This is a genomic window from Jiangella anatolica (assembly GCF_003236295.1).
GTDB lineage: Bacteria > Actinomycetota > Actinomycetes > Jiangellales > Jiangellaceae > Jiangella > Jiangella anatolica.
On record NZ_POTW01000070.1, the window covers coordinates 13551 to 36009 of the forward strand.

The 22459-nt window shown below is 74.0% G+C and carries 24 protein-coding genes; 11 read left to right on the forward strand and 13 right to left on the reverse strand.

The features are described from left to right. Nucleotides 1-38: 38 nt before the first annotated feature. Nucleotides 39-3182, forward strand: coding sequence for an AfsR/SARP family transcriptional regulator (locus C1I92_RS23285; protein ID WP_199521518.1), 3144 nt, complete (start codon nt 39-41; stop codon nt 3180-3182). A 22-nt stretch (nt 3183-3204) separates the two neighbouring features. Here the strand turns inward: C1I92_RS23285 and C1I92_RS23290 are convergent, their stop codons facing one another. Further along, nucleotides 3205-3741 (reverse strand): dihydrofolate reductase family protein, encoded by a 537-nt coding sequence (locus C1I92_RS23290; RefSeq protein ID WP_111257043.1) that lies wholly within the window; start codon nt 3739-3741, stop codon nt 3205-3207. A 126-nt stretch (nt 3742-3867) separates the two neighbouring features. Between C1I92_RS23290 and C1I92_RS23295 the strand changes: the two genes are divergently transcribed. Both C1I92_RS23295 and C1I92_RS23300 read left to right on the forward strand, forming a co-directional pair. Further along, nucleotides 3868-4242: a DUF1801 domain-containing protein gene (locus tag C1I92_RS23295; protein ID WP_111257044.1), complete on the forward strand. Its 375-nt coding sequence runs from the start codon at nt 3868-3870 to the stop codon at nt 4240-4242. A 21-nt stretch (nt 4243-4263) separates the two neighbouring features. Continuing rightward, complete coding sequence (locus tag C1I92_RS23300; protein ID WP_111257045.1) at nt 4264-5016, forward strand: GNAT family N-acetyltransferase; 753 nt, start codon at nt 4264-4266, stop codon at nt 5014-5016. A 5-nt stretch (nt 5017-5021) separates the two neighbouring features. Here the strand turns inward: C1I92_RS23300 and C1I92_RS23305 are convergent, their stop codons facing one another. Continuing rightward, the gene (locus tag C1I92_RS23305) at nt 5022-5621 is read right to left on the reverse strand and encodes a hypothetical protein (RefSeq protein ID WP_146605254.1); all 600 of its coding nucleotides are present in this window, start codon (nt 5619-5621) and stop codon (nt 5022-5024) included. A 98-nt stretch (nt 5622-5719) separates the two neighbouring features. On the opposite strand from C1I92_RS23305, the gene C1I92_RS23310 reads away from it, so the two are divergent. Next, complete coding sequence (locus C1I92_RS23310; RefSeq protein WP_111257047.1) at nt 5720-6010, forward strand: dihydrofolate reductase family protein; 291 nt, start codon at nt 5720-5722, stop codon at nt 6008-6010. A 4-nt stretch (nt 6011-6014) separates the two neighbouring features. Here the strand turns inward: C1I92_RS23310 and dinB are convergent, their stop codons facing one another. Beyond that, a complete protein-coding gene (gene dinB, locus C1I92_RS23315) occupies nt 6015-7211 on the reverse strand; it encodes a DNA polymerase IV (RefSeq protein WP_111257048.1) in 1197 nt (398 codons plus the stop codon). A gap of 88 nt (nt 7212-7299) precedes the next feature. Here dinB and C1I92_RS23320 point away from each other — a divergent pair, with 88 nt between their 5' ends. Genes C1I92_RS23320 through C1I92_RS23330 form a run of 3 tightly spaced genes read left to right on the forward strand, consistent with a single transcriptional unit; the run spans nt 7300 to nt 9448 of the window. Beyond that, nucleotides 7300-7893 carry an ArsR/SmtB family transcription factor gene (locus C1I92_RS23320; protein ID WP_111257049.1) on the forward strand — a complete coding sequence of 198 codons (594 nt, stop codon included), beginning with the start codon at nt 7300-7302 and terminating at the stop codon, nt 7891-7893. Between the two features lie 2 nt (nt 7894-7895). Then, entirely contained in the window at nt 7896-8624 is a 729-nt protein-coding gene (locus C1I92_RS23325) for an SRPBCC family protein (RefSeq protein ID WP_111257050.1), read from the forward strand. A 26-nt stretch (nt 8625-8650) separates the two neighbouring features. After that, nucleotides 8651-9448: an alpha/beta fold hydrolase gene (locus C1I92_RS23330; protein WP_111257051.1), complete on the forward strand. Its 798-nt coding sequence runs from the start codon at nt 8651-8653 to the stop codon at nt 9446-9448. On the opposite strand, the gene C1I92_RS23335 is transcribed toward C1I92_RS23330, so the two are convergent. Beyond that, a complete protein-coding gene (locus C1I92_RS23335) occupies nt 9438-10853 on the reverse strand; it encodes a DHA2 family efflux MFS transporter permease subunit (RefSeq protein ID WP_111257052.1) in 1416 nt (471 codons plus the stop codon). The genes C1I92_RS23330 and C1I92_RS23335 overlap by 11 nt on opposite strands. 113 nt (nt 10854-10966) lie before the next feature. Here C1I92_RS23335 and C1I92_RS23340 point away from each other — a divergent pair, with 113 nt between their 5' ends. Further along, nucleotides 10967-11968 carry a sigma-70 family RNA polymerase sigma factor gene (locus tag C1I92_RS23340; RefSeq protein WP_199521519.1) on the forward strand — a complete coding sequence of 334 codons (1002 nt, stop codon included), beginning with the start codon at nt 10967-10969 and terminating at the stop codon, nt 11966-11968. On the opposite strand, the gene C1I92_RS23345 is transcribed toward C1I92_RS23340, so the two are convergent. After that, a complete protein-coding gene (locus C1I92_RS23345; RefSeq protein ID WP_199521520.1) occupies nt 11919-12500 on the reverse strand; it encodes a DnaJ family domain-containing protein in 582 nt (193 codons plus the stop codon). The genes C1I92_RS23340 and C1I92_RS23345 overlap by 50 nt on opposite strands. Nucleotides 12501-12503: 3 nt before the next feature. Next, nucleotides 12504-13391, reverse strand: coding sequence for a MarR family winged helix-turn-helix transcriptional regulator (locus tag C1I92_RS23350; RefSeq protein ID WP_111257053.1), 888 nt, complete (start codon nt 13389-13391; stop codon nt 12504-12506). Between the two features lie 45 nt (nt 13392-13436). Between C1I92_RS23350 and C1I92_RS23355 the strand changes: the two genes are divergently transcribed. Beyond that, entirely contained in the window at nt 13437-14192 is a 756-nt protein-coding gene (locus C1I92_RS23355; protein WP_111257054.1) for a 3-hydroxybutyrate dehydrogenase, read from the forward strand. Nucleotides 14193-14216: 24 nt separating this feature from the next. Here the strand turns inward: C1I92_RS23355 and C1I92_RS34570 are convergent, their stop codons facing one another. The 7 genes from C1I92_RS34570 to C1I92_RS23385 all read right to left on the reverse strand — a co-directional run bounded on the left by C1I92_RS34570 (nt 14217) and on the right by C1I92_RS23385 (nt 19515). Further along, nucleotides 14217-14447 carry a GIY-YIG nuclease family protein gene (locus tag C1I92_RS34570; RefSeq protein ID WP_199521521.1) on the reverse strand — a complete coding sequence of 77 codons (231 nt, stop codon included), beginning with the start codon at nt 14445-14447 and terminating at the stop codon, nt 14217-14219. After that, nucleotides 14428-14592 carry a hypothetical protein gene (locus C1I92_RS34575; RefSeq protein WP_199521522.1) on the reverse strand — a complete coding sequence of 55 codons (165 nt, stop codon included), beginning with the start codon at nt 14590-14592 and terminating at the stop codon, nt 14428-14430. The genes C1I92_RS34570 and C1I92_RS34575 overlap by 20 nt, the downstream gene beginning before the upstream one ends. 97 nt (nt 14593-14689) lie before the next feature. Then, nucleotides 14690-15565: an alpha/beta hydrolase gene (locus tag C1I92_RS23365; RefSeq protein WP_111257055.1), complete on the reverse strand. Its 876-nt coding sequence runs from the start codon at nt 15563-15565 to the stop codon at nt 14690-14692. After that, nucleotides 15562-16620 (reverse strand): alpha/beta fold hydrolase, encoded by a 1059-nt coding sequence (locus C1I92_RS23370; RefSeq protein ID WP_111257056.1) that lies wholly within the window; start codon nt 16618-16620, stop codon nt 15562-15564. Before C1I92_RS23370 ends, C1I92_RS23365 begins: the two co-directional genes overlap by 4 nt. Before the next feature lie 55 nt (nt 16621-16675). After that, a complete protein-coding gene (locus C1I92_RS23375; protein ID WP_199521523.1) occupies nt 16676-17653 on the reverse strand; it encodes a Gfo/Idh/MocA family protein in 978 nt (325 codons plus the stop codon). A gap of 10 nt (nt 17654-17663) precedes the next feature. Beyond that, nucleotides 17664-18578, reverse strand: a complete 915-nt coding sequence (locus C1I92_RS23380; RefSeq protein ID WP_111257057.1) for an SDR family oxidoreductase — start codon at nt 18576-18578, stop codon at nt 17664-17666. A gap of 241 nt (nt 18579-18819) precedes the next feature. Next, a complete protein-coding gene (locus C1I92_RS23385) occupies nt 18820-19515 on the reverse strand; it encodes a response regulator (RefSeq protein ID WP_111257058.1) in 696 nt (231 codons plus the stop codon). 36 nt (nt 19516-19551) lie between these two features. On the opposite strand from C1I92_RS23385, the gene C1I92_RS23390 reads away from it, so the two are divergent. Together C1I92_RS23390 and C1I92_RS23395 are read left to right on the forward strand one after the other, a co-directional pair. Next, complete coding sequence (locus tag C1I92_RS23390; RefSeq protein ID WP_111257059.1) at nt 19552-22158, forward strand: sensor histidine kinase; 2607 nt, start codon at nt 19552-19554, stop codon at nt 22156-22158. Beyond that, the coding region (locus tag C1I92_RS23395) for a DUF3500 domain-containing protein (RefSeq protein WP_158564247.1) at nt 22115-22459 on the forward strand (345 nt) is incomplete at its 3' end. The genes C1I92_RS23390 and C1I92_RS23395, both read left to right, overlap by 44 nt.

Genomic DNA, 22459 nt, shown 5'->3' on the forward strand with positions numbered 1-22459 from the left:
GTTAGGGTGGGCGGATGCGTTTCGGTGTCCTCGGCCCAGTGACCGTCTGGACCGACGACGGCGAGCAGGTCACGGTGCCGGGAGCGAAGGTGCGGGCGCTGCTCGCCGTCCTGCTGGCGCACCGGGGCCGGACGGTGCCGGCGGACCGGCTGGTCGAGGACGTGTGGGGCGACGACGTGCCGGGGAGCCCGGCCGCCGCGCTGCAGGTGCGGGTCTCGCAGCTGCGCAAGGCGCTCGACGACGCCGAGACGGGGGCCCGCGAGCTGGTCGTCTCCCGGGCGCCCGGCTACGCGCTGGAGACCGACGCCGTCGACGTCGCGCGGTTCGACGAGCTGGTCGAACAGGCCGCCGGCGCGGATCCACGGCGGAGCCGGGACCTGCTGACGCAGGCGCTGGCGCTGTGGCGCGGCCCGGCGCTGGCCGACTTCGCCGACCATGAGTTCGCCCGCACCGTCACCGCCGGCTGGGAGGAGCGCCGGCTGGCCGCCGTCGAGCTGCTGGCGCAGGCCCGGCTGGACCTCGGCGAGCACACCGTCCTGGCCGCGGAGCTCGCCGGCCCCGTCGCCGACCACCCGTTCCGGGAGCGGCTGCGCGCGATCCACCTGCACGCGCTCTACCGGGCCGGGCGGCAGCAGGAGGCGCTGGCCGGCTACGAGGAGTTCCGCCGCGGTCTCGCCGACGAACTGGGGCTGGATCCGGGGCCGGAGCTGACCGCGCTGCACCAGGCGATCCTCGAGCAGGACCCGCGGCTGAGCCCGTCGCAACGCGCCACCAACCTGCCCGCCCCGGCGCCGCTGATCGGCCGCGACGACGCCGTCGGCGAGCTACGCGAGCTGCTGGGCAAGGAGCGCCTCGTGACGCTGACCGGGCCGGGCGGCGTCGGCAAGACCCGGCTGGCGACGACGGCGGCGCACCCACTGGCCGGCGACTACGACGACGGCGGCTGGCTGGTCGAGCTGGCCGCGCTGGAGCGACCGCAGCCCAAGCGCGCCGTCGACGACATCGCCGAGCTGACGATGGCCGTGCTCGGCGTCCGCGACGCCGCCGAGCCGGGCGAGCGGCCGGCGACGCCGGTGGACCGGCTGGCCGAGGCGCTGCGGGACCGGCGGCTCCTGCTCGTGCTGGACAACTGCGAGCACCTCGTCGAGCACGCCGCCGCGCTCGCCGGCCGGCTACTGCGCGACGTGCCGGGCCTGACGGTGCTGGCCACCAGCCGGGAGCCGCTCGGGCTCAGCGGCGAGGTGCTGTGGGAGGTCCCGCCGCTCGACCTGCCCGCCGCGACCGAGCTGTTCGTCGCCCGCGCGGCGACGTCGGCCCGCGGGTTCACGCTCGACGCCGACAGCGGCCCGGTCGTGGCCCAGCTGTGCCGCCGGCTGGACGGCATCCCGCTCGCGCTGGAGCTGGCCGCCACCCGGGTCCGCGCGCTCGGCGTGCACACGCTGCTGGAACGCCTCGACGACCGGTTCCGCGCGCTGGGCAGCGGCCCGCGCGACCGGCCGGCCCGGCAGCGCACGCTGGCCGCGGCGATCGACTGGAGCTGGAACCTGCTGGAGCCGGACGACCAGGTCGTGCTCCGGCGGCTGGCCGTACACGCCGACGGCTGCACGCTGGCCGCCGCGGAGGCCGTCTGCGCCGACGGCGACCTCGACGTGCTGGACTCGCTGGTCCGGCTCGTCGACCGGTCGCTGGTCGTGGTCGACGAGCGGGCCGGCGGACCGCGCTACCGGCTCCTGGAGTCCGTCGCCGCGTACGGCGTCAACCGGCTGCACGAGGCCGGCGAGCACGCCGTCGTCCGCGCCCGGCACACCCGCCACTACACCGGCCTGGCCGAGCGGGCCGACGCGGAGCTGCGCGGTCACGGTCAGGGCGAGTGGCTGCGCACGCTCGACGCGGAGTCGGCCAACCTCCGCGCGGCACTGGACACCGCCGAGCGCCTGGGCGACGCCGAGCTGGCGCTGCGCCTGACCAGCGCGCTGACCTGGTACTGGCTGCTGCGCGGACGGCTCACCGAGGGCCGCCGGGCGCTGGAGACGGCGCTGGCGGTCCCCGGCGACGCGCCGCCCGGCCTCCGCGGCCGGGCGCTGAGCTGGCGCACCGGCATCGGCGTCATGCAGGGCGACCAGGAGGACTGGCTGGAGCGCTGCGAGGCGGCGCTACGTGCGTTCGACGATGCCGGGGACGACGCCGGGCAGGCCCGCGCGGAGTGGTTCCTGTGCCACGCGACGTTCGACCTCGGCGACGCCGCCGTCACCGAGCGGCTGCTCGGCCGGGCGACGGCGGGGTTCGCCGCGACCGGCGACCGCTGGGGCGAGGCGGCCACGCTGATGCTGCGGGCGCGGCTCGCGCACCTGCACGGCGACCCGGCGGCGATGGACGAGGCCGCCTCCGCCTCCGCGCGCATCTTCACCGAGCTCGGCGACGACTGGGGCGTCCTGCAGGCCACCGACTGGCTGATCGGGCAGGCCGACCTCACCGGCGACTACGAGCAGGCGCTGCGGCTGTGCGCCGACGCGCTGCCGCGGGCGGAGGCGCTCGGCCTGTGGGCGGAGGTCGGCGCCGTGCTGTCCTGGCAGGCCTGGATCGGCGTGCAGACCGGCGACCCCGTCGGCGCGCGGGCCCACGCCGAGCGGGCGGTGCGGCTGGCCGCCCAGTACGGCAGCCACGCGGCGCAGGTGTTCGCGACGATCGGGCTGGCCTACGCCGCCCGCCGCAGCGGTGACCTGGACACCGCCGAGGAGCTGCTGACCCGGCTGCTGCGCAGCGCCGAGGAACAGGCCGAGACGGCCGGTATCGCGTTCTACGCGCCGATGGTGCTCAACGAGCTCGGCCTGCTCGCCGCCGACCGCGACGACCCGGCCGCGGCGCTCGCGCTACACCTGCGCGCCCACGACGTCGGCGTCGAGGTGACGGGGGGCCGGGGCTCGACGGCCGCGCTGCTCGGGGCGGCCGCGGCGCTGGCCCTGGCCGGTGCGGCCCACGACGCCGCCGTCGTGCTCGGCGCCGCCGAAGCGACCCGGGAGGCCGACGGCTTCCCGCTGTCGCCGGCCGAGCAGAGCGAGGCGGACCGCGTCGTGGCGCTGGTCCGGTCGGCGCAGGACGAGGCCGCGTTCACAGCCGCCCGTGCGGAGGGCGCCGCGCTCAGCAGCGCGGCCGCCCGGGACTTCGCCGGACGGCCGCGCTAGCTGACGGTGACCTGGGTGCGGATCACTTGGGCGCGTAGACGCCCACGATGATGCCGGAGTCGAACACGGTCTGGTCGACCAGCTTCAGGTGCGCGAGGTCGAGGCCGTCACCCAGCCGGTCGCCGCCACCGGCGATGACCGGGAACGTCCAGAAGTGGTACTCGTCGACGAGCTTGTTCTCCAGCAGCGTGCGGTCGAACTCGCCGGTGCCGTACTTGATGATGTTCTCGCCCGGCTGCTGCTTGAGCGCGGCGACCGCCTCGGCGACGTCGCCCTCGAGGACGGTCGAGTTCCACTCCAGCTCGCCAGTCAGGGTGCGCGACGCCACGTACTTGGGCAGTGCGTTCAGGCGGTCCGCGAACGGGTCGCCGGCCCGCGACAGCCACGCGTCCTTGAAGCCCTCGTAGGTCACCCGGCCGAGCAGCATCGCGTCCGAGCCGTAGACCAGCTTGGCGTTGTAGTCGTTGTGCTGCTCGTCCCAGTACGGCTGGCCCCACACCTGCGGGTCGGAGATGGAGCCGTCGATCGTCGTGAAGGTCGACTCGATGATCTTGCGCATGATGTCCTCCGGTTGTGTCGTCGTTTCTCGATGCCCACCACCATGCCGGTATCGCCTTACGGTTTCCTTCAGGTCCCGCTTCAGCGACCGCACAGGGGGTATGCCAGGAGGCGGAGGTGCAACGCCATGACCACTCACCCCGGCCAGATCGACGTCTGGCTCGACCACCTGCCCGCCGACCGCCGCGACGAGGCCGTTCAGCTCGCCGACCAGGTCCGCGCCGCCGCGCCAGAGCTCGACGAGGCGATCAAGTGGAACCGGCTGACCTTCACGGCAGGCGGCGACTGGCACCACTGGGTGTGTGCCGTCGCCGCGACGAAGCGCGCCGTCAGCCTGTCGTTCCACAAGGGCTCGCTGCTCGACGACCCGGACGGCCTGCTCACGGGCGACGGCCAGTACCTGCGGGGCGTGTCGCACGCGCGGGCCCACGCCGAGCCGGCCGCCGTGGCGGCACTGGTGCGCCAGGCGGTGGCCCGGCAAAAGGACATGCTTCCCGGCTGACGGAACTGACACAATCCGGCCATGCCCGGAGATCTGATCATCGAATCGCGGGACCAGCGGCCGGAACTGGCCGCGTTGGTGGGGCAGCTGCCGCAGCTGTGGCCGACGTTCATGGAGCACGACCCCACGGCCGACCTGTACTACGCCGACGTCCAGCGGAACCATCCGGAGCACGTGCTGATGGCGTACGAGCCGCCGGACACCCCGGTCGCCCTCGCCTACACCGTCCCGTTCGAGTTCGGCGGCACACACCGCGAACAGCTGCCCGACGACGGCTGGGACGGCGTCATCCGCTGGGCGGCGCTCGACCGCGACCGTGGCACCAAGCCCACCCTGGTGTCGGCGCTCGAGATCGTCATCCGGCCCGACCGGCGCGGTCAGGGCCTCGCCGCCGTCATGCTCCAGGCCATGCGCGACAACGTCCGCCGGCTGGGCTTCACCGAGCTGGTCGCGCCGGTGCGGCCGAGCGCGAAGCACCTGGAGCCGCACACGCCGATGAGCGAGTACGCCTACCGCACCCGGCCCGACGGGCTGCCCGCCGACCCGTGGCTACGGGTGCACGCACGGGCCGGCGCGACGATCGTCAAGGTGGCGCCGCGGTCGATGGTCATCACCGGCACGCTGGCCGAGTGGCGCGAGTGGACCGGGCTGCCGTTCGACGCGTCCGGCGACGTCGTCGTCCCGGAGGCGCTGGTCCCGGTGCGCTGCAGCGTCGAGCACGACCACGCGGTGTACGTCGAGCCCAACGTCTGGATGCGCCACCCGCTGGAGTGACGGCGTCAGCGGTCGGCCTGGTGGTACTCCAGGCCGTCACCGGACGGCAGCAGGTACGCCGCCCAGCGTTCGGCCGGTGGGCGGCCGCCCAGCGACCGGGCCGACGTCAGGCCGGCGACCTCGGGACCGATCAGCGCCAGCCGGAACGGCACCGCCGCGTGCACCTCGGCGCCGATGCCGGCCAGCCAGCGGTCCAGCGGCCGCCGCCACAGCAGCGAGTCGCCGCCGCGGAACGGGAACGCCGCGCTGCGCGGCTCGGCCAGGTCCAGCGCGCCCACGGGGATGAAGAACACCAGCCAGTCGGCGCCCGAGCGCTGCCGGACCGCGCGGGCGCCGCACACGACGGTGCGCCGCCGCGGCAGCGCCACCTGCCCGGCCAGCCGGCCGTGCCGCTGCAGGGCGGCCGCGGTGCAGGGCGAGTCGGTCCACGTCCCCGGCTCGGCCCGGACGGCGGCCTGGCAGCCGACGACGCCCGCGGCCTCCCACAGGGCCGTCAGCGCCGCGTCCAGCCGTGCGTCGTCGCGCTCGCCCAGTTCGATGGCCAGCTCGTATGCGCCGCCCAGCCAGAGCGCGTCGTCATGCAGATCGGAAGCGTCGGCCGCCACGTGGATCATCATTCCGGCTGGACGGTCCCGGGGGGACGGTTTCGGACAACTCGGGCCACCGTCTTGTCGCCGGCGCGTCCTCGGGCCACCGTGAGGCCATGTCCGCATCCGTGCTCTTCATGTCCGTGTCCGTCGACGGCTACATCGCCACCCCGGACGACTTCCTCGGCGGCCCCGGGGGTCACCGGCTCCATGACTGGTTCGCGCCCGGCGGCACGTTCGCCGAGGTGACCGGCCCTGCGGCCGACGTGACGGCCGAGATGGGCGGTGGCGGCGCGGTCGTCACCGGGCGGCGCACCGCCGAGCTGATGGACCACTGGGGCGGCACCTCAACGGCAGCCGATCTTCGTCGTCAGCCCTCCAAGCGACCCATCTGCGCTACCGGGTGAGGTACTAGTCGGGCAGCATCGGCATGACGAGGCCCTCGTCCTTGTTCAGCAGCACGGCGCGGGTGACCGCGCGGGTGCCGAACCGGTTGCGCACCTCGTCGACGGTGGCGTCGAGGGTGGCGCCGCCGTGCCGGTCGATCGGCAGCGGCAGCTGCAGCGGGTCGTCGTCCTCGAGGTTGCTCAGCGCGACACCGACCAGCGTCAGCCCGCGCCGTTCGATCGTCGGCGCGACCCCGGCGATGAGATTGCGGACGACGGTGAGCAGCTGGCCCGTGTGCGACGTCGGCTCGGACAGCGTGTGCGAGCGGGTCGCCCGCGTGTAGTCGTCGAAGCGCAGCCGCAGCACGACGGTGCGGCTGACGCGGTGGGCGGCCCGCAGCCGCCGGGTCACCCGGTCGACGATGCCGACGACGACGGCGTCCAGCTCGGCCGGGGTGCGCCGCCAGCTGCCGAGCGCGTGCTGCGACCCGATCGAGTGCCGCCGCTGCCCGACGACGACGCGCCGCGGGTCGCGGCCGATCGCCAGCGCGTGCAGGTGCCGGCCGGCCGCCGGCCCGACGATCGCGACCAGCGACCGCTCGGCCAGCCGGGCGACGTCGCCGACGGTGTAGACGCCGCGCTGGCGCAGCTTGACCGACGTCTTCTCGCCGACGCCCCACAGTCGCTCGATCGGCAGCGGATGCAGGAAGGCCAGCTCCCGGTCCGGCTCGACCACCAGCAGGCCGTCCGGCTTGGCGACCGCGCTGGCCACCTTGGCCAGGAACTTCGTGCGGGCGACGCCGACGGTGATCGGCAGGCCGACCTGGCGCAACACCTCGCGGCGCAGCCGGGCGGCGATCTCGGGCGGCGAGCCGGAGATCTTCGCCAGCCCGCCGACGTCGAGGAACGCCTCGTCGATGGAGAGCCCCTCGACCAGCGGCGTCGTCTGCCGGAACACCTCGAAGACCGCCTCGCTGGCCGCGGAGTAGGCCGACATCCGCGGCGAGACGACGACGGCGTCCGGGCACAGCCGCCGCGCCTGCCGGCCGCCCATCGCCGTCCGCACGCCGCGCGCCTTGGCCTCGTAGCTGGCCGCGAGCACCACGCCCATGCCGACGATGACGGGCTTGCCGCGCAGGTCGGGATCGTCGCGCTGCTCGACCGACGCGTAGAACGCGTCGAGGTCGGCATGCAGGATCGTCGCGCGACTTGCCACGAACACATGTTCGCATCGATTCTCTCACTGGCCAAGACCTCCGACAGCTCATTCGGCCTTGACAAATAGTTTTGTCGGTGACACGCTACTCGGCATGCAGGACGTAGCAGTGATCGAGGACCCCGCCGCGGCGGAGGCGTCCCTGGACCCGATGCGCACCCGGCTGCTGGCGGCGCTCGCCGAGCCGGGCTCGGCCACCATGCTGGCCGCCCGCGTCGGCCTGGCGCGGCAGAAGGTGAACTACCACCTGCGCACGCTGGAGCGGCACGGCCTGGTCGAGCTGGTCGAGGAGCGGCGCAAGGGCAACGTCACCGAGCGGGTGCTGCAGGCGACGGCGGCGTCGTACGTCATCTCGCCGGTCGCGCTCGCGGCCGTGCAGCCCGACCCGGGCCGGTCGCCGGACAAGCTGTCCGCGCGCTGGCTGCTCTCGCTGGCGTCGAAGCTGGTCCGCGACGTGGGCCTGCTCATCACGGCATCGACGAAGGCGCGCCAGCGCGTCGCGACGTTCGCCATCGACGGCGAGGTGCGCTTCGCCTCCGCCGACGACCGCGCCGCGTTCGCCGAGGAGCTGGGCGGCGCCGTCACCGCGCTCGTGGCCAAGTACCACGACGAGAACGCCGCAGGCGGGCGCACGCACCGCGTCATCGTCGCCGTCCACCCGAGCGTCGACACACCGAAGGAGTCCTGATCATGGGTCACCGGTTCGAGTCCGCCGAGCAGGCCGACCTCGACGCCACGCCCGAGCAGGTGTGGGACGCCATCGCGACCGGCCCCGGCATCGAGTCGTGGTTCATGGGCCGGGCCGACGTCGAGCCGGGCCCCGACGGCGCCGTCCGCATCGACTTCGGCGGCTACGCGCCGACGCACGACATCACCGCGTGGGAGCCTGGAAAGCGACTGGCCTACGGCGGCGAGCCCGCGTCCGACGGCCGGTTCGTCGCTTACGAGTTCCTGCTCGAGGGCCGCGACAAGGGCAGCACCACACTGCGCGTCGTCACCAGCGGCTTCCTCCCGGGCGAGGACTGGGCCGACGAGTTCGAGGCGATGTCGCGCGGCCACGAGCTGTTCTTCCGGACGCTGTTCGAGTACGTCACGCACTTCGCCGGCCGCACCGCCACACCGGTCACGGCGTTCGGCCCGCCGGTCGCCGACTGGGAGGACGCCTGGGCCGCGCTGCATGCCGAGCTCGGCGTCACCGCACCCGTCGAGGCCGGCGACGCGGTCCGGCTGCAGGGCGTCGACGGTGTCGTGTACTTCGTCAACGCCGACACGCTCGGCATCCGCACCGCTGACGCGCTGTTCCGGTTCGTCAAGGGGTTCCGCGGCCCGATGGTCGCGTCCCACCACGTCTTCGCCGACGGCGCACACGAGCACACCGAGGCCGCCTGGCAGGCCTGGCTGACCCGCGTCCTCGGCTGATCCCACCCGACAAGGAGAGTTCGCCCATGTCCACCGTCACCTCCGCCGACGGCACCACCATCGCCTACACCAAGGTCGGCTCCGGCCCGCCGCTGATCCTCGTCGACGGCGCCCTGTGCTACCGCGACTTCGGCCCGATGGCCGCACTCGCCGACGCCCTGGCCGCGACGTTCACCGTCTACTTCTACGACCGTCGCGGCCGCGGCGAGAGCGGCGACACCGCGCCGTACGCCGTCGAGCGGGAGGTCGAGGACCTGGAGGCGCTGATCGCCGAGGCCGGCGGCGAGGTGTATCTGTACGGCTGCTCGTCCGGCGCGGCGCTGGCGCTGGAGACGGCGAAGCGGCCGGGCTCCGGCGTCACGAAGCTCGCGCTCTACGAGCTGCCGGCCGTCACCGACGACACCGGGAAGCCGTGGGCGCCGGACCTGCTGGCGCGCACCGACGAACTGGTCGCGGCGGGCCGCCGCAGCGACGTCGTCAAGCTGTTCATGAAGACCGTCGGCACGCCGTCGATCGTCATCGCGATCATGCGGCCCACCAAGGTGTGGAAGAAGCTGTCGGCCGTCGCGCACACGATCCCGAACGACTACCGCGTGCTCGGCGACACCGGCTACGGCAAGCCGTTCCCGGCCGACCGGTGGTCCGCGGTGACGCAGCCGGCGCTGGTCATGGACGGCGGCAAGAGCCCGGAGTACATGCGCAACAGCCAGCGCCGGCTGGCCGAGGTGCTGCCGAACGCGCAGCACCGGACCCTGCCCGGCCAGACCCACATGGTGAAGGCGGCCGCACAGGTCCCGGTGCTGACGGAGTACTTCAGCTCCTGACCACCTCCGCCGTCCGCTCACCCGCGGCCGGAGCCGTCGTCGTCCGCCGGGCCGGCAGCAGCAGCCCGGCGGCGGCGCCGGCGACGGCCAGCAGGCAGGCGCCGGTCAGCGCGGCCGCGAACCCGTCGGTGAACGCCGCCGGCGACTCGTAGCCGCCACGGGCGGCGAACACCGCGACCAGGACGGCGATGCCGAACACGCCGCCCAGCTGGCGCAGCATGGTGTTCGCGCCGGCGGCCTTGCCGATCATGTCCGCGGGCACAGCGCCGACGGCGGAGTTCTGCGTGGCCGGCATCGCCATCGCGATCCCGATGCCGGCGACGACCAACGGCGGAACCATCTCGGCGTAGGCCAGGTCCGGCGCGACGACCAGCGCCAGCCAGCCGAACCCGGCCGCCTGCAGCGCCAGTCCACCGGCCAGGAACGGACGCTCGCCGAACCGGTCGACCAGCGCACCCGCGATCGGCGCCACGATCATGAGGCAGCCCGTCCACGGCATCAGCCGCAGTCCGGCCTGCAGCGGCGAGTGCCCCTGCGCGACCTGCAGGAACTGCGCGATCAGGAACAGCGTCCCGAACAGCGACGCGACCAGCAGGAACCCGGCCCCGTTGGCGGCCGAGAACGCCCGCGACCGGAACAGCCGCATCGGCAGCATCGCGTGCGCCTTCCGCCGTTCCCACCCGACGAACGCCACCAACAGCACCGCGCCGAGCACCAGCGTCGTCACGACCTCGGCGCTGGCCCAGCCCGCTTCGTTGCCGCGGACCAGCCCCCACACCAGACCGAGCGCCGACCCGGTCGCCAGGACCAGCCCGGCGAGGTCCAGCGAGGAGTCCGCGCCGTGGCTCTCCTCGATCCGCGTGAGCGCGAACGGCAGCACGACCAGCCCGAGCGGCACGTTCAGCCAGAAGATCCACTCCCAGGACAGCCCCTCGGTGATCGCGCCGCCCAGCAGCGGGCCGCCGACCACCGACAGGCCGGTCACCCCCATGAAGATGCCCAGCGCCTGGCCGCGGCGCTCGGGCGGGAAGGCGGCGCTGAGCAGCGCGAGCGACAACGGCATCAGCAGCGCGGCGCCGGCGCCCTGCGCGATGCGGGCGACGATCAGCCAGCCGACGCCCGGCGCCAGCGCGCAGGCCGCCGACGCCACGGTGAACGCCACCAGGCCGACGACGAACATGCGGCGGCGGCCGTAGCGGTCACCCAGCGCCGACCCCGTCAGCAGCAGCACCGCCAGGCTGACGTTGTAGGCGTTGACGGTCCATTCCAGTTCCTCCAGCGTGGCGCCGAGATCGTCCCTGATGGTGCTCAGGGCGACCGTGACGATCAGCGTGTCCAGTGCCACCATCAGTGAGGCGATCGAGGTGAGGGCCAGGACCCAGCCCCGGTGCGAGCGCGCGCTCATCACGACTCCTTTCGTCACCCAGGCAGATCCGCGTGCCACCCGGAACTCGTCGCGATGACTTCTCGGCGCGGCGCGGATCAGTACTGGGGAGGACGCTCCAAGGAGGAGGATCGATGACCGTGACGACCGAGGCGCGGGCCGACGAGTTCGCCCGGCAGACCGACCCGTACCGACGGGAGCTGCTGGCGCACTGCTACCGCATGCTCGGCTCGCTGCACGACGCCGAGGACACCGTCCAGGAGACCTACCTGCGGGCGTGGCGCGGCTACGACGGGTTCGAGGGCCGGTCGTCGCTGCGGACCTGGCTGTACACGATCGCGACCCGGGCCTGCCTGCGCGCGCTGGAGACCCGCGGCCGGCGTGCGCTGCCGTCGGGCCTGGCCGGGCCGGGCGGCGACCCGGACGCGCCGCTGGCGCCGCCGCTCACGGACGTGCCCTGGCTGGAGCCGTTCCCGGACGCCGTCGCCGACCCGCTGTCCGGCGACCCCGCCGCGATCGCCGTCGGCCGCGAGAGCACCCGACTGGCGCTGGTCGCGGCGCTGCAGTACCTGCCGGCGCGGCAGCGGGCGGTGCTGATCCTGCGCGACGTGCTGCGCTGGCGGGCCGCCGAGGTGGCCCGGCTGCTGGACACGACGACGACGGCGGTCAACAGCGCACTGCGGCGGGCCCGGGCGCAGCTGGCCGAGTTGAGGGTCGACGGCGTCGACGGCGTCGGGCCGGAGCCGTCCGACGCGGGGCAGCGGGACCTGCTCGACCGCTACGTGGCCGCGTTCGAGCGTGCCGACATCGACGGGCTGGTCCGGCTGCTGGCCCGCGACGCGGTGCTGGAGATGCCGCCGCACGCCACCTGGTTCCGCGGCGCCGAGGCCATCGGCCGGTTCCTGGCCCCGCGGCTCGGCGCACCCGGCGACATGCTGACGCTGCCGACCCGGGCCAACGGGCAACCGGCGCACGCGATGTACAACCGCGGCTTGGACGGCGTGCACCGAGCGCACGGGCTGGTGGTGCTGACGCTGGCCGGCGAGCGGATCGACCGGCTGACGGTGTTCCTGGAGCCGGAGCTGGTCAGGGCGTTCGGTCTGCCCGCCGTCCGAGCTGCCGGCGCCACCAGTTGAGCCACGTGTAGGGACTGAGCGGGTTGCCGCGGTTGCGGCGGGCCTCCTCGGCCGCGGCCCGTGCCTCCGCCGCCGCTCGCTCGGCCGCGGCGGCTCGCTCGGCGCGCACCTGCTGCTCGGCGGCCAGCCGCTCGGCCCGCGCCGTCCGCCACTGCGCGACGACGGTGTCCGGGTCGGCCAGCGCGACCGGGATGTTCGGCCCGGACGGTGCCCGCAGCCACTCCTTGATGCGCTCGTTCAGCTCGTCGACGACCGCGCGGACGGCCTGCTCGGACTGGACGTCGCGGAGCGTCTCGGGCAGCTGGTGGATCTCTTTGCGCAGCCGCAGCGGCGTCGGCAGCAGCGAGTCGATGGACTCGCCCTCGCGGGCCAGCTTCTCGCGGATCCAGCCGTACTCGTCGCCGGGACGGCGCGGCGGCAGCGGCTTGCCGGCCAGCGGGAGGTCGTCGAACTCGCCGCGCGCCTCCGCCTCACGGATCTGCTTGTCGATCCACGACTCGAAGCCCATGCCGGGCGGTTTGCGTTCCGCCATGCCTCATTGTCGCAGGAGCGATTTCTCGAACCAGTGGTGGGCGTAGGGCTCGTCGTTGAACGCGGGCACCTCGGTGTAGCCGGCGGACCGGTACAGCGCGATCGCCTCCGTCAGCGCCGCGTTCGTCTCCAGCCGGACGGCGGGCGCGTGCTGCTCGGCGGCACGGCGCTCCAGCTCGGCCAGAAGGCGGCGGCCGAGTCCCAGCCCGCGGGCCGGCTCGGCGACCCACATGCGCTTCAGGTGCGCGGGCTCGGCGCCGTGGAACAGCAGCACGCCGCACCCCACCGGCGTCGCGTGCAGCATGGCGATCAGGAGCAGGCCGTTCGGTAGGCGCAGGTCGGCCGGATCGGCGCGGATGCCTCGGTCGAGGGAGAACCCCCCGTCGAACCGCGCGTCCAGCTCCGCCGCGTAGGCACGCAGGCAGTGCTGGGCGACCGGGTCGTCCGGGTCGGTCACCGCGAACCGCACGATCGCCGCCGTCAGCAGCCGCTCGACGTCGGCCATCGCCGCGACCAGCCGCTCGCGCTGGCGATCCGGCAGCGTCTGGAGCAGCTCGGCGGCGAGGGCGTTGCTGCGCTCGTCGAGCAGGTCCCGCTCGGCCCGGCCGGCCTCGGTCAGCCGGGCCAGCGTCACCCGCCGGTCGGCCGCGCTGCGCTCCGTCGTCACCAGGCCGGCCGCCTCCAGCGAGCGCAGCAGCCGGCTGACGTAGCCGGAGTCGAGGTCGAGCTCGGTGCGCAGCGACCGCACGTCTCGTCCGTCGCCGATCTCCCACAGCAGCCGCGACTCCCCCACCGGCCGGTCGCGGGCCAGGTACCGATCGTTCAAGACCCCGGCCTGCTGCGTCACGACCCGGTTGAACCGCCGGACCTGCGCCACCATCGTCTCGTCCATTCTCTGACTCTAGTCAGATGATTCGCCTGGCTCTAGAGTCCTGCCATGGCCGAACTGGATCTGAGCGGACGGCGGGCGCTGGTCACCGGCGGCGGCAGCGGCATCGGCGCCGCTGTGGCCCGGCGGCTCGGTGCGGCCGGCGCGCGCGTCATCGTCGCCGACATCGACGGCGAACGGGCGGCGTCGGTGGCCGCCGACTGCGCGAGCGGCGAACCCTGGCAGGTGGACCTCGCCGACACCGCCGAGTTGGCGTCCGTCGAGCTCGATGTCGACGTCCTCGTCAACAACGCCGGCATCCAGCACGTCGCACGGCTGGAGGAGTTCCCGCCGGACCGGTTCGCGTTCATGCTGCGGCTCATGCTGGAGGCGCCGTTCCTGCTGATCCGGGCCGCGCTGCCGCGGATGTACGCGCGCTCATGGGGCCGGATCGTCAACGTGTCCAGCGCACACGGCGTGCGGGCCAGTCCGTTCAAGTCCGCCTACGTCACGGCCAAGCACGGCCTGGAGGGGCTGTCGAAGGTGACGGCACTGGAGGGCGCGCCGCACGGGGTGACGTCGAACTGCGTCAACCCCGGCTACGTGCGCACGCCGTTGGTGGAGGCGCAGATCGCGGACCAGGCGCGGGTGCACGGCCTGCCCGAGGACCGCGTCGTCAGCGAGATCCTGCTGGCCAACGAGGCGATCAAGCGGCTGATCGAGCCGGACGAGGTCGCCGAGGCGGTCGCCTACCTGACGAGCCCGGCCGCGCAGTCGATCACCGGCACCGACCTCCTCCTCGACGGCGGCTGGTCCGCACGCTAGACCGACGTGCCGGCGGCGCAGGTGTCAGCGCGAAAGGACCGGCAGGCTGCGTGCGAGCGCACGCTGATCGGCTCGGGCCTGGGACAGGACCGCACGGAATGCGCCGTCCCGGTTCTGGTCGAGGTTGAGCGGCAGGGTGAGGCGGCCGATCAGCTCGCTCTCGAGCAGCCAGGGCGACGCTGTCGGCAGCCAGCAGACACGAGCGTGCCGTCCGATCCACTCCGAGAGCACCTGCTCACCGTCGCTGAACGTCATGCAACGTCCCCTTGCTCTCCGGCCGGCTCGGCGAGATACCCACGTACAGCAGCGCCTCGGACGCCAGTGCATGGCAGCCCTCCACGGGCACGCCGGGCGGCGCCTCGTCGAAGTACCAGGCGTACACGCCCGCCTGCCGAGGCACCGGGGACGGCCCGCGTGAGCACGTCGTCGCGGGAGTAGAGCCGCTCGGGCTCCAGCAGGAACCCGAGGTCGTCCTGGTCGGCACTCAAGACGGCCCGCTAGACCGACGTGCCGATGGCGTAGGCGATGAGGCGAACAGCCTGCGGCTCGAACAGGACGGTGTAGTGGTTGACGCCGCCGGCGGGGATGACGCGGACCGTCGGAGGCAGGTCGGCCGCGGCGATGCGCTCGGCGTCGAGCAGGCCCTGCGGCTCGTCCAGGAGCCCGCGCGCCGCGTAGAGCAGCGTCGCCGGGACGGTGCCGTCGCGCAGCGAGCGCAGCACGGTGGGGTCGGCCAGCAGGTCGGCGCCGTCGGCGCGGACGGCGTCGAGCACGCACGACGAGCGGCGCTCGCCGTCGGGGCCGACGAGGTCGTGGCGCAGGTACGCCGTCAGCAGGTCGCCGTACGAGGCGTCCAGGCCGGGGCCGATGGCGGGGTGCTCGCGCCAGAAGTCCAGGTACGCCGCCTCGTCGGCGAACGTCATGCCCAGCCGCGTCATCGCCGGGCCGAGCACCTGCTCCAGCGCCTCGTCGATGTCGCCTGGCGGCGCCGGGAAGCCGACGCCGCCGTCGACCAGGACCAGCGACGACACGCGGTCCGGGTGCAGGTACGCCGTCAGCGCCGCGGCGTAGGCGCCCATCGAGTGGCCCAGCAGGATCACCGACTCCACCCGGGCCGCGTCGAGCACGGCGACGACGTCGGCGGCGTGCGCGGCCAGCCCCCACGGCCCGCGGATGGACCGGCTGTCGGCGCGGCCGCGCAGGTCCGGCGCGAGCAGCCGGACCTCGCCGTCCAGCGCCGCCGCGACGGCGCCGAAGGCCAGCGCGTTCGCGGTGATCCCATGCAGCGCCATGACGACGGGCGCGCCCGGCCGGCCGCGGCCCAGCTCGTGCACCGCGAGCGTCCCCCCGTCGACCGCGACCCCCAGCGTCATCGGCCGTCCAGCCCGTCGACCAGCGCCGCGACGAACTCGTCCGGCTTCTCGATGTGCGGGCTGTGCGCGGTGTCGTCCATGACGGTCTCGGTGCTGACGCCGCCGGCGGCGCGGTAGGCGTCGAGGACGGCGCGGGTCTGCGCGACCATCGGCTGCGCCGGCGCGACGTCGTCGCCCGGCCAGCCCGGTACGGCGCCGATCGAGCCGAGGTAGGCGAGGTCGAACAGCGACGTGTCGGAGACGATGACGTCGTCGGAGCCGCGGATCCAGTGGATCGGCGGCTTCGGGTCGATGGCGTCCAGCCCGTCCAGCCGCAGGTGCGTCGGCGCCATCGTGTTGAGCACGCCGCGCGTGCCGGGGCCGACGCCGGGCCAGGCGTCGGCGGGCACGGAGTCGCCGGGGTAGTGGTCGTCGCCGACGGCCGTCGTCAGCATCGACTCGACGTAGGCGTCGGCGTGCTCGGGCACGAACGGCGGCTTCACGTACGACGACAGCATGACCTGACGGGGCGACAGCGGACCGTCGTCGCCGCGGTCGCCGTCGCGCAGGCGGGCCACGAACTCGGGGTTGGCCGCGCCACCGCCGGAGCCGGCCGCCGACGGGTCGGCCAGCGCGCCGGCCGCGCCGCGGGTGCCGCCGAACCCGTACGGCGACACCGGGTTGACCAGCGTGACCGACCGGTACCGGGCCGGCGCGTCCAGGATCAGCTGCAGCACGACCGCGCCGCCCATGCTCCAGCCGACCAGGTGCGCGTCGTCCAGCCCGAGCAGCTCGAGCAGCCCGGCGACGTCGTCGGCGTAGTCTCGGACCCCGCCCGTCGCGTCGACCGGCAGCGTCTCGGTGCCGCCGAAGCCGCGCAGGTCGACCGCGACCGGCCGGAACCGGTCCGGCAGCCGGAGCATCGCCGGCTGCCAGAACACGCTGGACGACACGTTGCCGTGCACGAACACCACCGGCTCCCCGGAGTCGCGGTCCTCCAGGGTGAGTGTGTTGACGGTGAGCCGCGGCGTCGCGTGACGGTGCTCCGTCACCCCCGGCATGAGCATGGATGTCATAGCCCCCTCCTCAGGCCAGATCATGCCCTACGTCCGGGTTGATCGCCCGGGGCCATTACTCGGTGGGAAAGTGCAGCCCGATCTGCCGGCGGATCTCGTCGAGCGTCTCCATGATCGCGACCGTCTCGTCCAGCGGCATGACGTCGCTCTCGGTGGCGCCTTCGCGCAGCAGCCGGCCGACCTCGACCGCCTGGTGACGCAGCCCGCCGCCGACACGCGGCTGCTCGAACCGCTCCGGCTGCGACGACGTCGGCCGCAGCAGCGAGAACGAGGTCGGCGCGTACCAGACGTCGTCGATCTCCAGCCGCGCCTGGGTGCCGGTGATGACCGCCCGGTTCGCCGTCCGCGCTCGCAATGTCGTGGTGACGACGGCGTGCGCGCCGCTCGCATAGGTGAAGACGGCCGACGTCTGCGCGTCGACGCCGGCCGGGGTGAGCGTCCCGGCCGCACTGACGCCGTCGGGGCGGCCCAGCACGTACGACGTCAGCGACACCGGGTAGATGCCGAGGTCGAGCAGCGCGCCGCCGCCGAGGTCGAGGCGCTGCAGCCGATGCGCCGCGTCGGCCGGGATGGCCTGCCCGTGGTCGGCGACGACCGTCGTGATCTCACCGAGCACGCCGGAGCGCAGCAGCTGGTCGATGCGGCGGAAGTGCGGCAGGAACCGGGTCCACATCGCCTCCATCAGGAACAGCCCGCGCTCGCGCGCCAGCGCGACGAGGTCGCGGGCCTCCGCGCCGGTGACGGTGAACGGCTTCTCGCACAGCACCGGCTTGCCGGCCTCCAGCGCCAGCCGGACGTTCGCGGCGTGCGCCGTCTGGGGTGTCGCCACGTAGACCACGTCGACGTCGGGGTCGTCGACGAGCTTCTCGTAGGAGCCGTACGCCCGTGGGACGCCGAGCCGGCCGGCGAAGCCGCTCGCGCTCTCGTCGCTGCGCGACCCGACGGCGACCACCTCGGCGTCGTCGACCAGCTGCAGGTCACGAGCGAACGATGCGGCGATGCCGCCGGTGCCCATGATGCCCCACCGGATCATGCGTCTCCCCTCAGCGATACCCCGTGACGTCGGCGGGCCTGCCGGCGTCCTGGACCTCGACGAGGTACCGCCAGGCGTCCGGCCGGCTCCCGTCGACGTCGGTGAAACCATAGACCTGGGCCAGCTGGCCGCTGGACAGCGACCGCCCGTTCCAGCGCGCGACCTGCGGGTCGGCGGCCAGCGCCGCCACCGCCCGCCCCACGAACGCCGGGGTCTCCGAGATCGCGAAGTGCGGCTCGGACTCGAGGGCGTCGCGCCAGTTCTCCTCGGTGACCCCGTAGTGGCGCAGCATGATCTCCGACCGCAGCCACCCGGGCGTCAGCGCGACCGCCGTCGCTCCGAGCGCCCGCACCTCCTCGGCCTGGGCGAACGCCAACCGCAGCACCGACGTCTTGGCGAGGTCGTAGAAGAACGACACCCGGTAGTGGGTTGCGTTGTACTCGGCGGTCCCGTCCGTCATCTCGACGACCAGCCCGCCCGGCCGCCGGAGCAACAGCGGCAGCGCGAAGTGACTGGTGATGATGTGGGTGTCGACGGCGAGCCGGAGCATCCGCAGCCCCTTCTCCAGCGAGTGCTCCCACAGCTTGTCCGTCCAGCTGAACAGCTGCTCGCCGCCCCAGATGTCGTTGACCAGCACGTCCAGCCGGCCCTGCTCGGCGTCGATGCGCCGCACCAGCGCCCGCACCTGCTCGGGGACCAGGTGGTCGACCTGCACCGGGATGCCGATGCCGCCGGCCGCCGTGACCAGCTCGGCGGTCTCCTCGATTGTCTCCGGCAGGTCCTGCTCGGAGCGCTGCTCCCTGGTCGTGCGAGCGGTGCAGTAGACGGTCGCGCCGGCCGCGCCCAGCTCGACGGCGGTGCCCCGGCCCGCGCCACGGGAGGCGCCGGCGACGAGCGCGACCTTGCCCTGAAGTGTGGTGTCCATGGCGCCACCGTGCGCCCGAGTCACTGACACGCAGTGTCAGCGATCCCGTACACCGGGCACCGCCCGCGTGGGCCGAGCGGCGGCGTGATCCGCCGGATGCCGCCCTTGGCACGCCGGGGCGTTCCACAAACCCGACATTCCCGGCGCGCCACGTCGCCCCCAGCGTGCCAAGCACAACGCGGGAACGGGCCGACGTCGGGTGACGCGGATCGTCGCCGGCTGGGCGTCCTCAACCGGAGCCTTACAGGTCGTCCGGGAGCTGGAAGCGGTAGCCGAGGCCGGGCTCGGTGATGAAGTAGCGCGGCGCCGACGGCTCGGGCTCCAGCCGCTGGCGGATCTGCGTCATGAACACCCGCAGGTAGTTCGTCTCTGTCCCGTACGCCGGGCCCCAGACCTCCCGCAGCAGCTGCTCGTACGTCACCAGCCGGCCGCGGTGGCGCACCAGCACCTCGACGATGTGCCACTGGCGGGGCGTGAGGCGGACGGCGGCGCCGTCGCGCAGGACCCGCTTGGCGGCGAAGTCGATGGTGAAGTCCTCCGTCGCCAGGACGGCGTCGCCGTCGGGGAGGACGGCCCGGCGGGTGGCGGCGCGTAGCCGGGCGAACAGCTCGTCCATGCCGAACGGCTTGGTGACGTAGTCGTCGGCGCCGAGGTCGAGCGCCTCGACCTTGGCCGCCTCGGTGCCCCGCCCGGACAGCACGACGATCGGGACGGACGACCAGCCGCGGATGCCGCGGACGACGTCGAGGCCGTCCATGCTGGGCAGCCCGAGGTCGAGGATGACGGCGTCGGGGTGGTTGCGGGCGGCCAGCTGCAGCGCCTGCTCGCCGGTGCCGGCCAGATCGGCGGTGTATCCCCGCGCCTTGAGGTTCAGCGCGAGGGTCTTGCGGATGCCGGCGTCGTCGTCGACCACCAGCACCCGACCTGCCGACTCCATGGCGCCGATCGTAGCCGGGCAGGTCAGACTGGTGTCATGGGACGCGGGCAGCTGCGGATCTACCTGGGCGCCGCGCCGGGCGTCGGGAAGACGTACGCCATGCTCGAGGAGGCGCACCGGCGCCGGGCCCGCGGCACCGACGTCGTGATCGGCGTGGTCGAGCCGCACGGGCGCGCCCGGACGGCGGAGCTGATCGCCGGCCTGGAGGTCGTGCCGCGCCGCACGATGACCTACCGCGGCGCCACGTTCGAGGAGCTGGACGTCGACGCGGTCCTGCGCCGCGACCCGGAGGTCGTGCTGGTCGACGAGCTGGCGCACACGAACGTGCCCGGCTCGCGGAACGCGAAGCGCTGGCAGGACATCGAGGAGCTGCTCGCCGCCGGCATCACGGTGCTGTCGACGGTGAACATCCAGCACCTGGAGTCGCTCAACGACGTTGTCGAGCGGATCGCCGGCGTGCCCCAGCGTGAGACCGTCCCGGACGAGGTGGTGCGCCGGGCCGACCAGGTCGAGCTGGTGGACATGACGCCGGAGGCGCTGCGCCGGCGGATGGCTCACGGCAATGTCTACGCGCCCGAGCAGGTCGACGCGGCGCTGGGGAACTACTTCCGGGTCGGCAACCTGACGGCGCTGCGCGAGCTGGCGCTGCTGTGGCTGGCCGACCAGGTCGACGACCATCTGGACCGGTACCGCGCCGACCACCACATCGACGACACCTGGGAGGCACGCGAACGCGTCGTCGTCGCACTGACCGGCGGCGCCGAGGGCGAGACGCTGATCCGGCGGGCCACCCGCATCGCCGCCCGCGGCAAGGGCGCGGACCTGATGGCCGTGCACGTCCTGCGCAGCGACGGACTGGTCGGCGCCGACCCGACGCTGCTGGCCCGGCAGCGGCTGCTGGTCGAGAGCCTCGGCGGCACCTACCACCAGGTGCTAGGCGACGACGTCCCGGCCGCGCTGATCGAGTTCGCCCGCGGCGTGAACGCCACCCAGCTGGTGCTCGGCGCCAGCCGCCGCGGGCGCCTCGCGCACTTGTTCTCGCGCGGCGTCGCGCTCACGACGATGTCGTTGTCCGGCTCGATGGACGTCCACCTGGTGCCGCACCGGCAGGCCGGCCGCGGCCGGACCGCCGCCCTCGGCAGCCCGCTGTCGCGGCGCCGCCGGCTGGCCGGGTACGCGCTGGCGGTGGTCGGGCTGCCGCTGCTCGTGCTCGCCGTCCGGCTGCCGGGCAGGGACGTGTCGCTGGCGACCGGCGAGCTGTTGCTGCTGGCGATGGTGATCGCGGCGGCGCTGGTCGGCGGCATGTGGCCGGCCCTGCTGGCGGCCGTCGCCGGGTTCGCGCTGCTGAACTGGTTCTTCACCGAGCCGATCCATTCGTTCGAGATCAGCCAGGTCGAGAACATCGTGGCGCTGGCGGTGTTCCTGCTGGTCGCGGCCTCGGTGAGCATCGTCGTCGACACCGCGGCGCGACGCACCCGTGAAGCGGCCCGGGCCAGCGCCGACGCGCAGAGCCTGGCCGCCGTCGCCGGCAGCATGGTCGGCAATCCGCGGCCGCTGATCGGCCTGCTGGAACGGCTGCTGGAGACGTACGGGCTGACGTCGGTGACGCTGCTGGAGCGCGCCGCGGACGCGTCCAGGCTGCCGGGCAGCCAGGAGGACCCGTCCATCTGGTCGGTCGTCGCGTGCGTCGGCGAACGGCCCAGCCTGACCCCGGCCGACGGCGACGTCGAGGTGCCGATCGACGACACGCTCTCACTGGCGCTGCGCGGACCGGCGCTGCCCGCCGAGGACCGCCGGGTGATCGAGGCGTTCGCCGCGCAGGCCGCGCTGGCGCTCCGGCAGGAGCGGCTGACCAGCGAGGCGGCGTCGGCCGGCGTGCTGGCCGAGGCCGATCGGATGCGGACCGCGCTGCTGGCCGCCGTCGGCCACGACCTGCGCACCCCGCTGGCCGCCGCCAAGGCCGCCGTCACCAGCCTGCGCAGCGACGAGGTCCAGTTCGACGACGATGACAGGGCCGAGCTGCTGGAGACCGCGGACGAGTCGCTGGACCGGCTCACCGCGCTGATCACGAACCTGCTCGACCTCAGCCGGCTGCAGGCGGGCGTCCTCGGCGTCTCGCTGCGCCCGACGGCGGCCGAGGGCAGCGTCGCGCGCGCCCTCGACGAGCTCGGCGAGCCGGCGCGGAAGGTGACGGTCGACCTGCCGGCCGGCCTGCCGCGGCTGGCCGCCGACCCGGCGCTGCTGGAGCGGGTGCTGGTCAACGTGATCGGCAACGCGCTGCGGTTCAGCCCGCCGGACCGGCCGCCCGTGGTGACGGCGCGCGCGGACGGCTCCGTGGTCGAGCTGCGCGTCGTCGACCACGGTCCGGGCATCCCGGCACCGCAGCGCGACCGGATGTTCGTCCCGTTCCAGCGGCTCGACGACAGCGGCACCGGCATCGGGCTCGGGCTGGCGCTGTCGCGCGGCCTCACCGAGGCGATGGGCGGCACACTCGTCCCCGAGACGACCGACGACGGCGGTCTCACCATGCGGCTGACCCTCCCGGTCGAGCGCGCCGCCGCGGCGCCGGCTGGCAGAGTGGTGCTCGATGACGCCTCCGATGACACGCGCGGCGACGGCGTTCCTGGCCGCGCTCGACCCTGACCAGCTGGACCGGGCGCACGCGCCGTTCGACGCCGGCGACCGGCGCACGTTCACCTACCTGCCGCGGTCCCGGCCCGGCGTCGCGCTGGGCGACCTGGGCGACGGCGCCCGATCGGCGGCACTGGAGCTGCTGGCCGGCGGGCTGTCGGCGGCCGGTCTGGCCGACGCGCGGGCGATCATCGACCTGGAGACGGTGCTCGGCGCCGTGGAGCGGGCGGCCGGTGTGACGACGTGGCAGCGGCGGCAGCCGGGGCTGTACTGGTTCCGGGTGTACGGGACGCCGGGCGCGGCGACGTGGGGG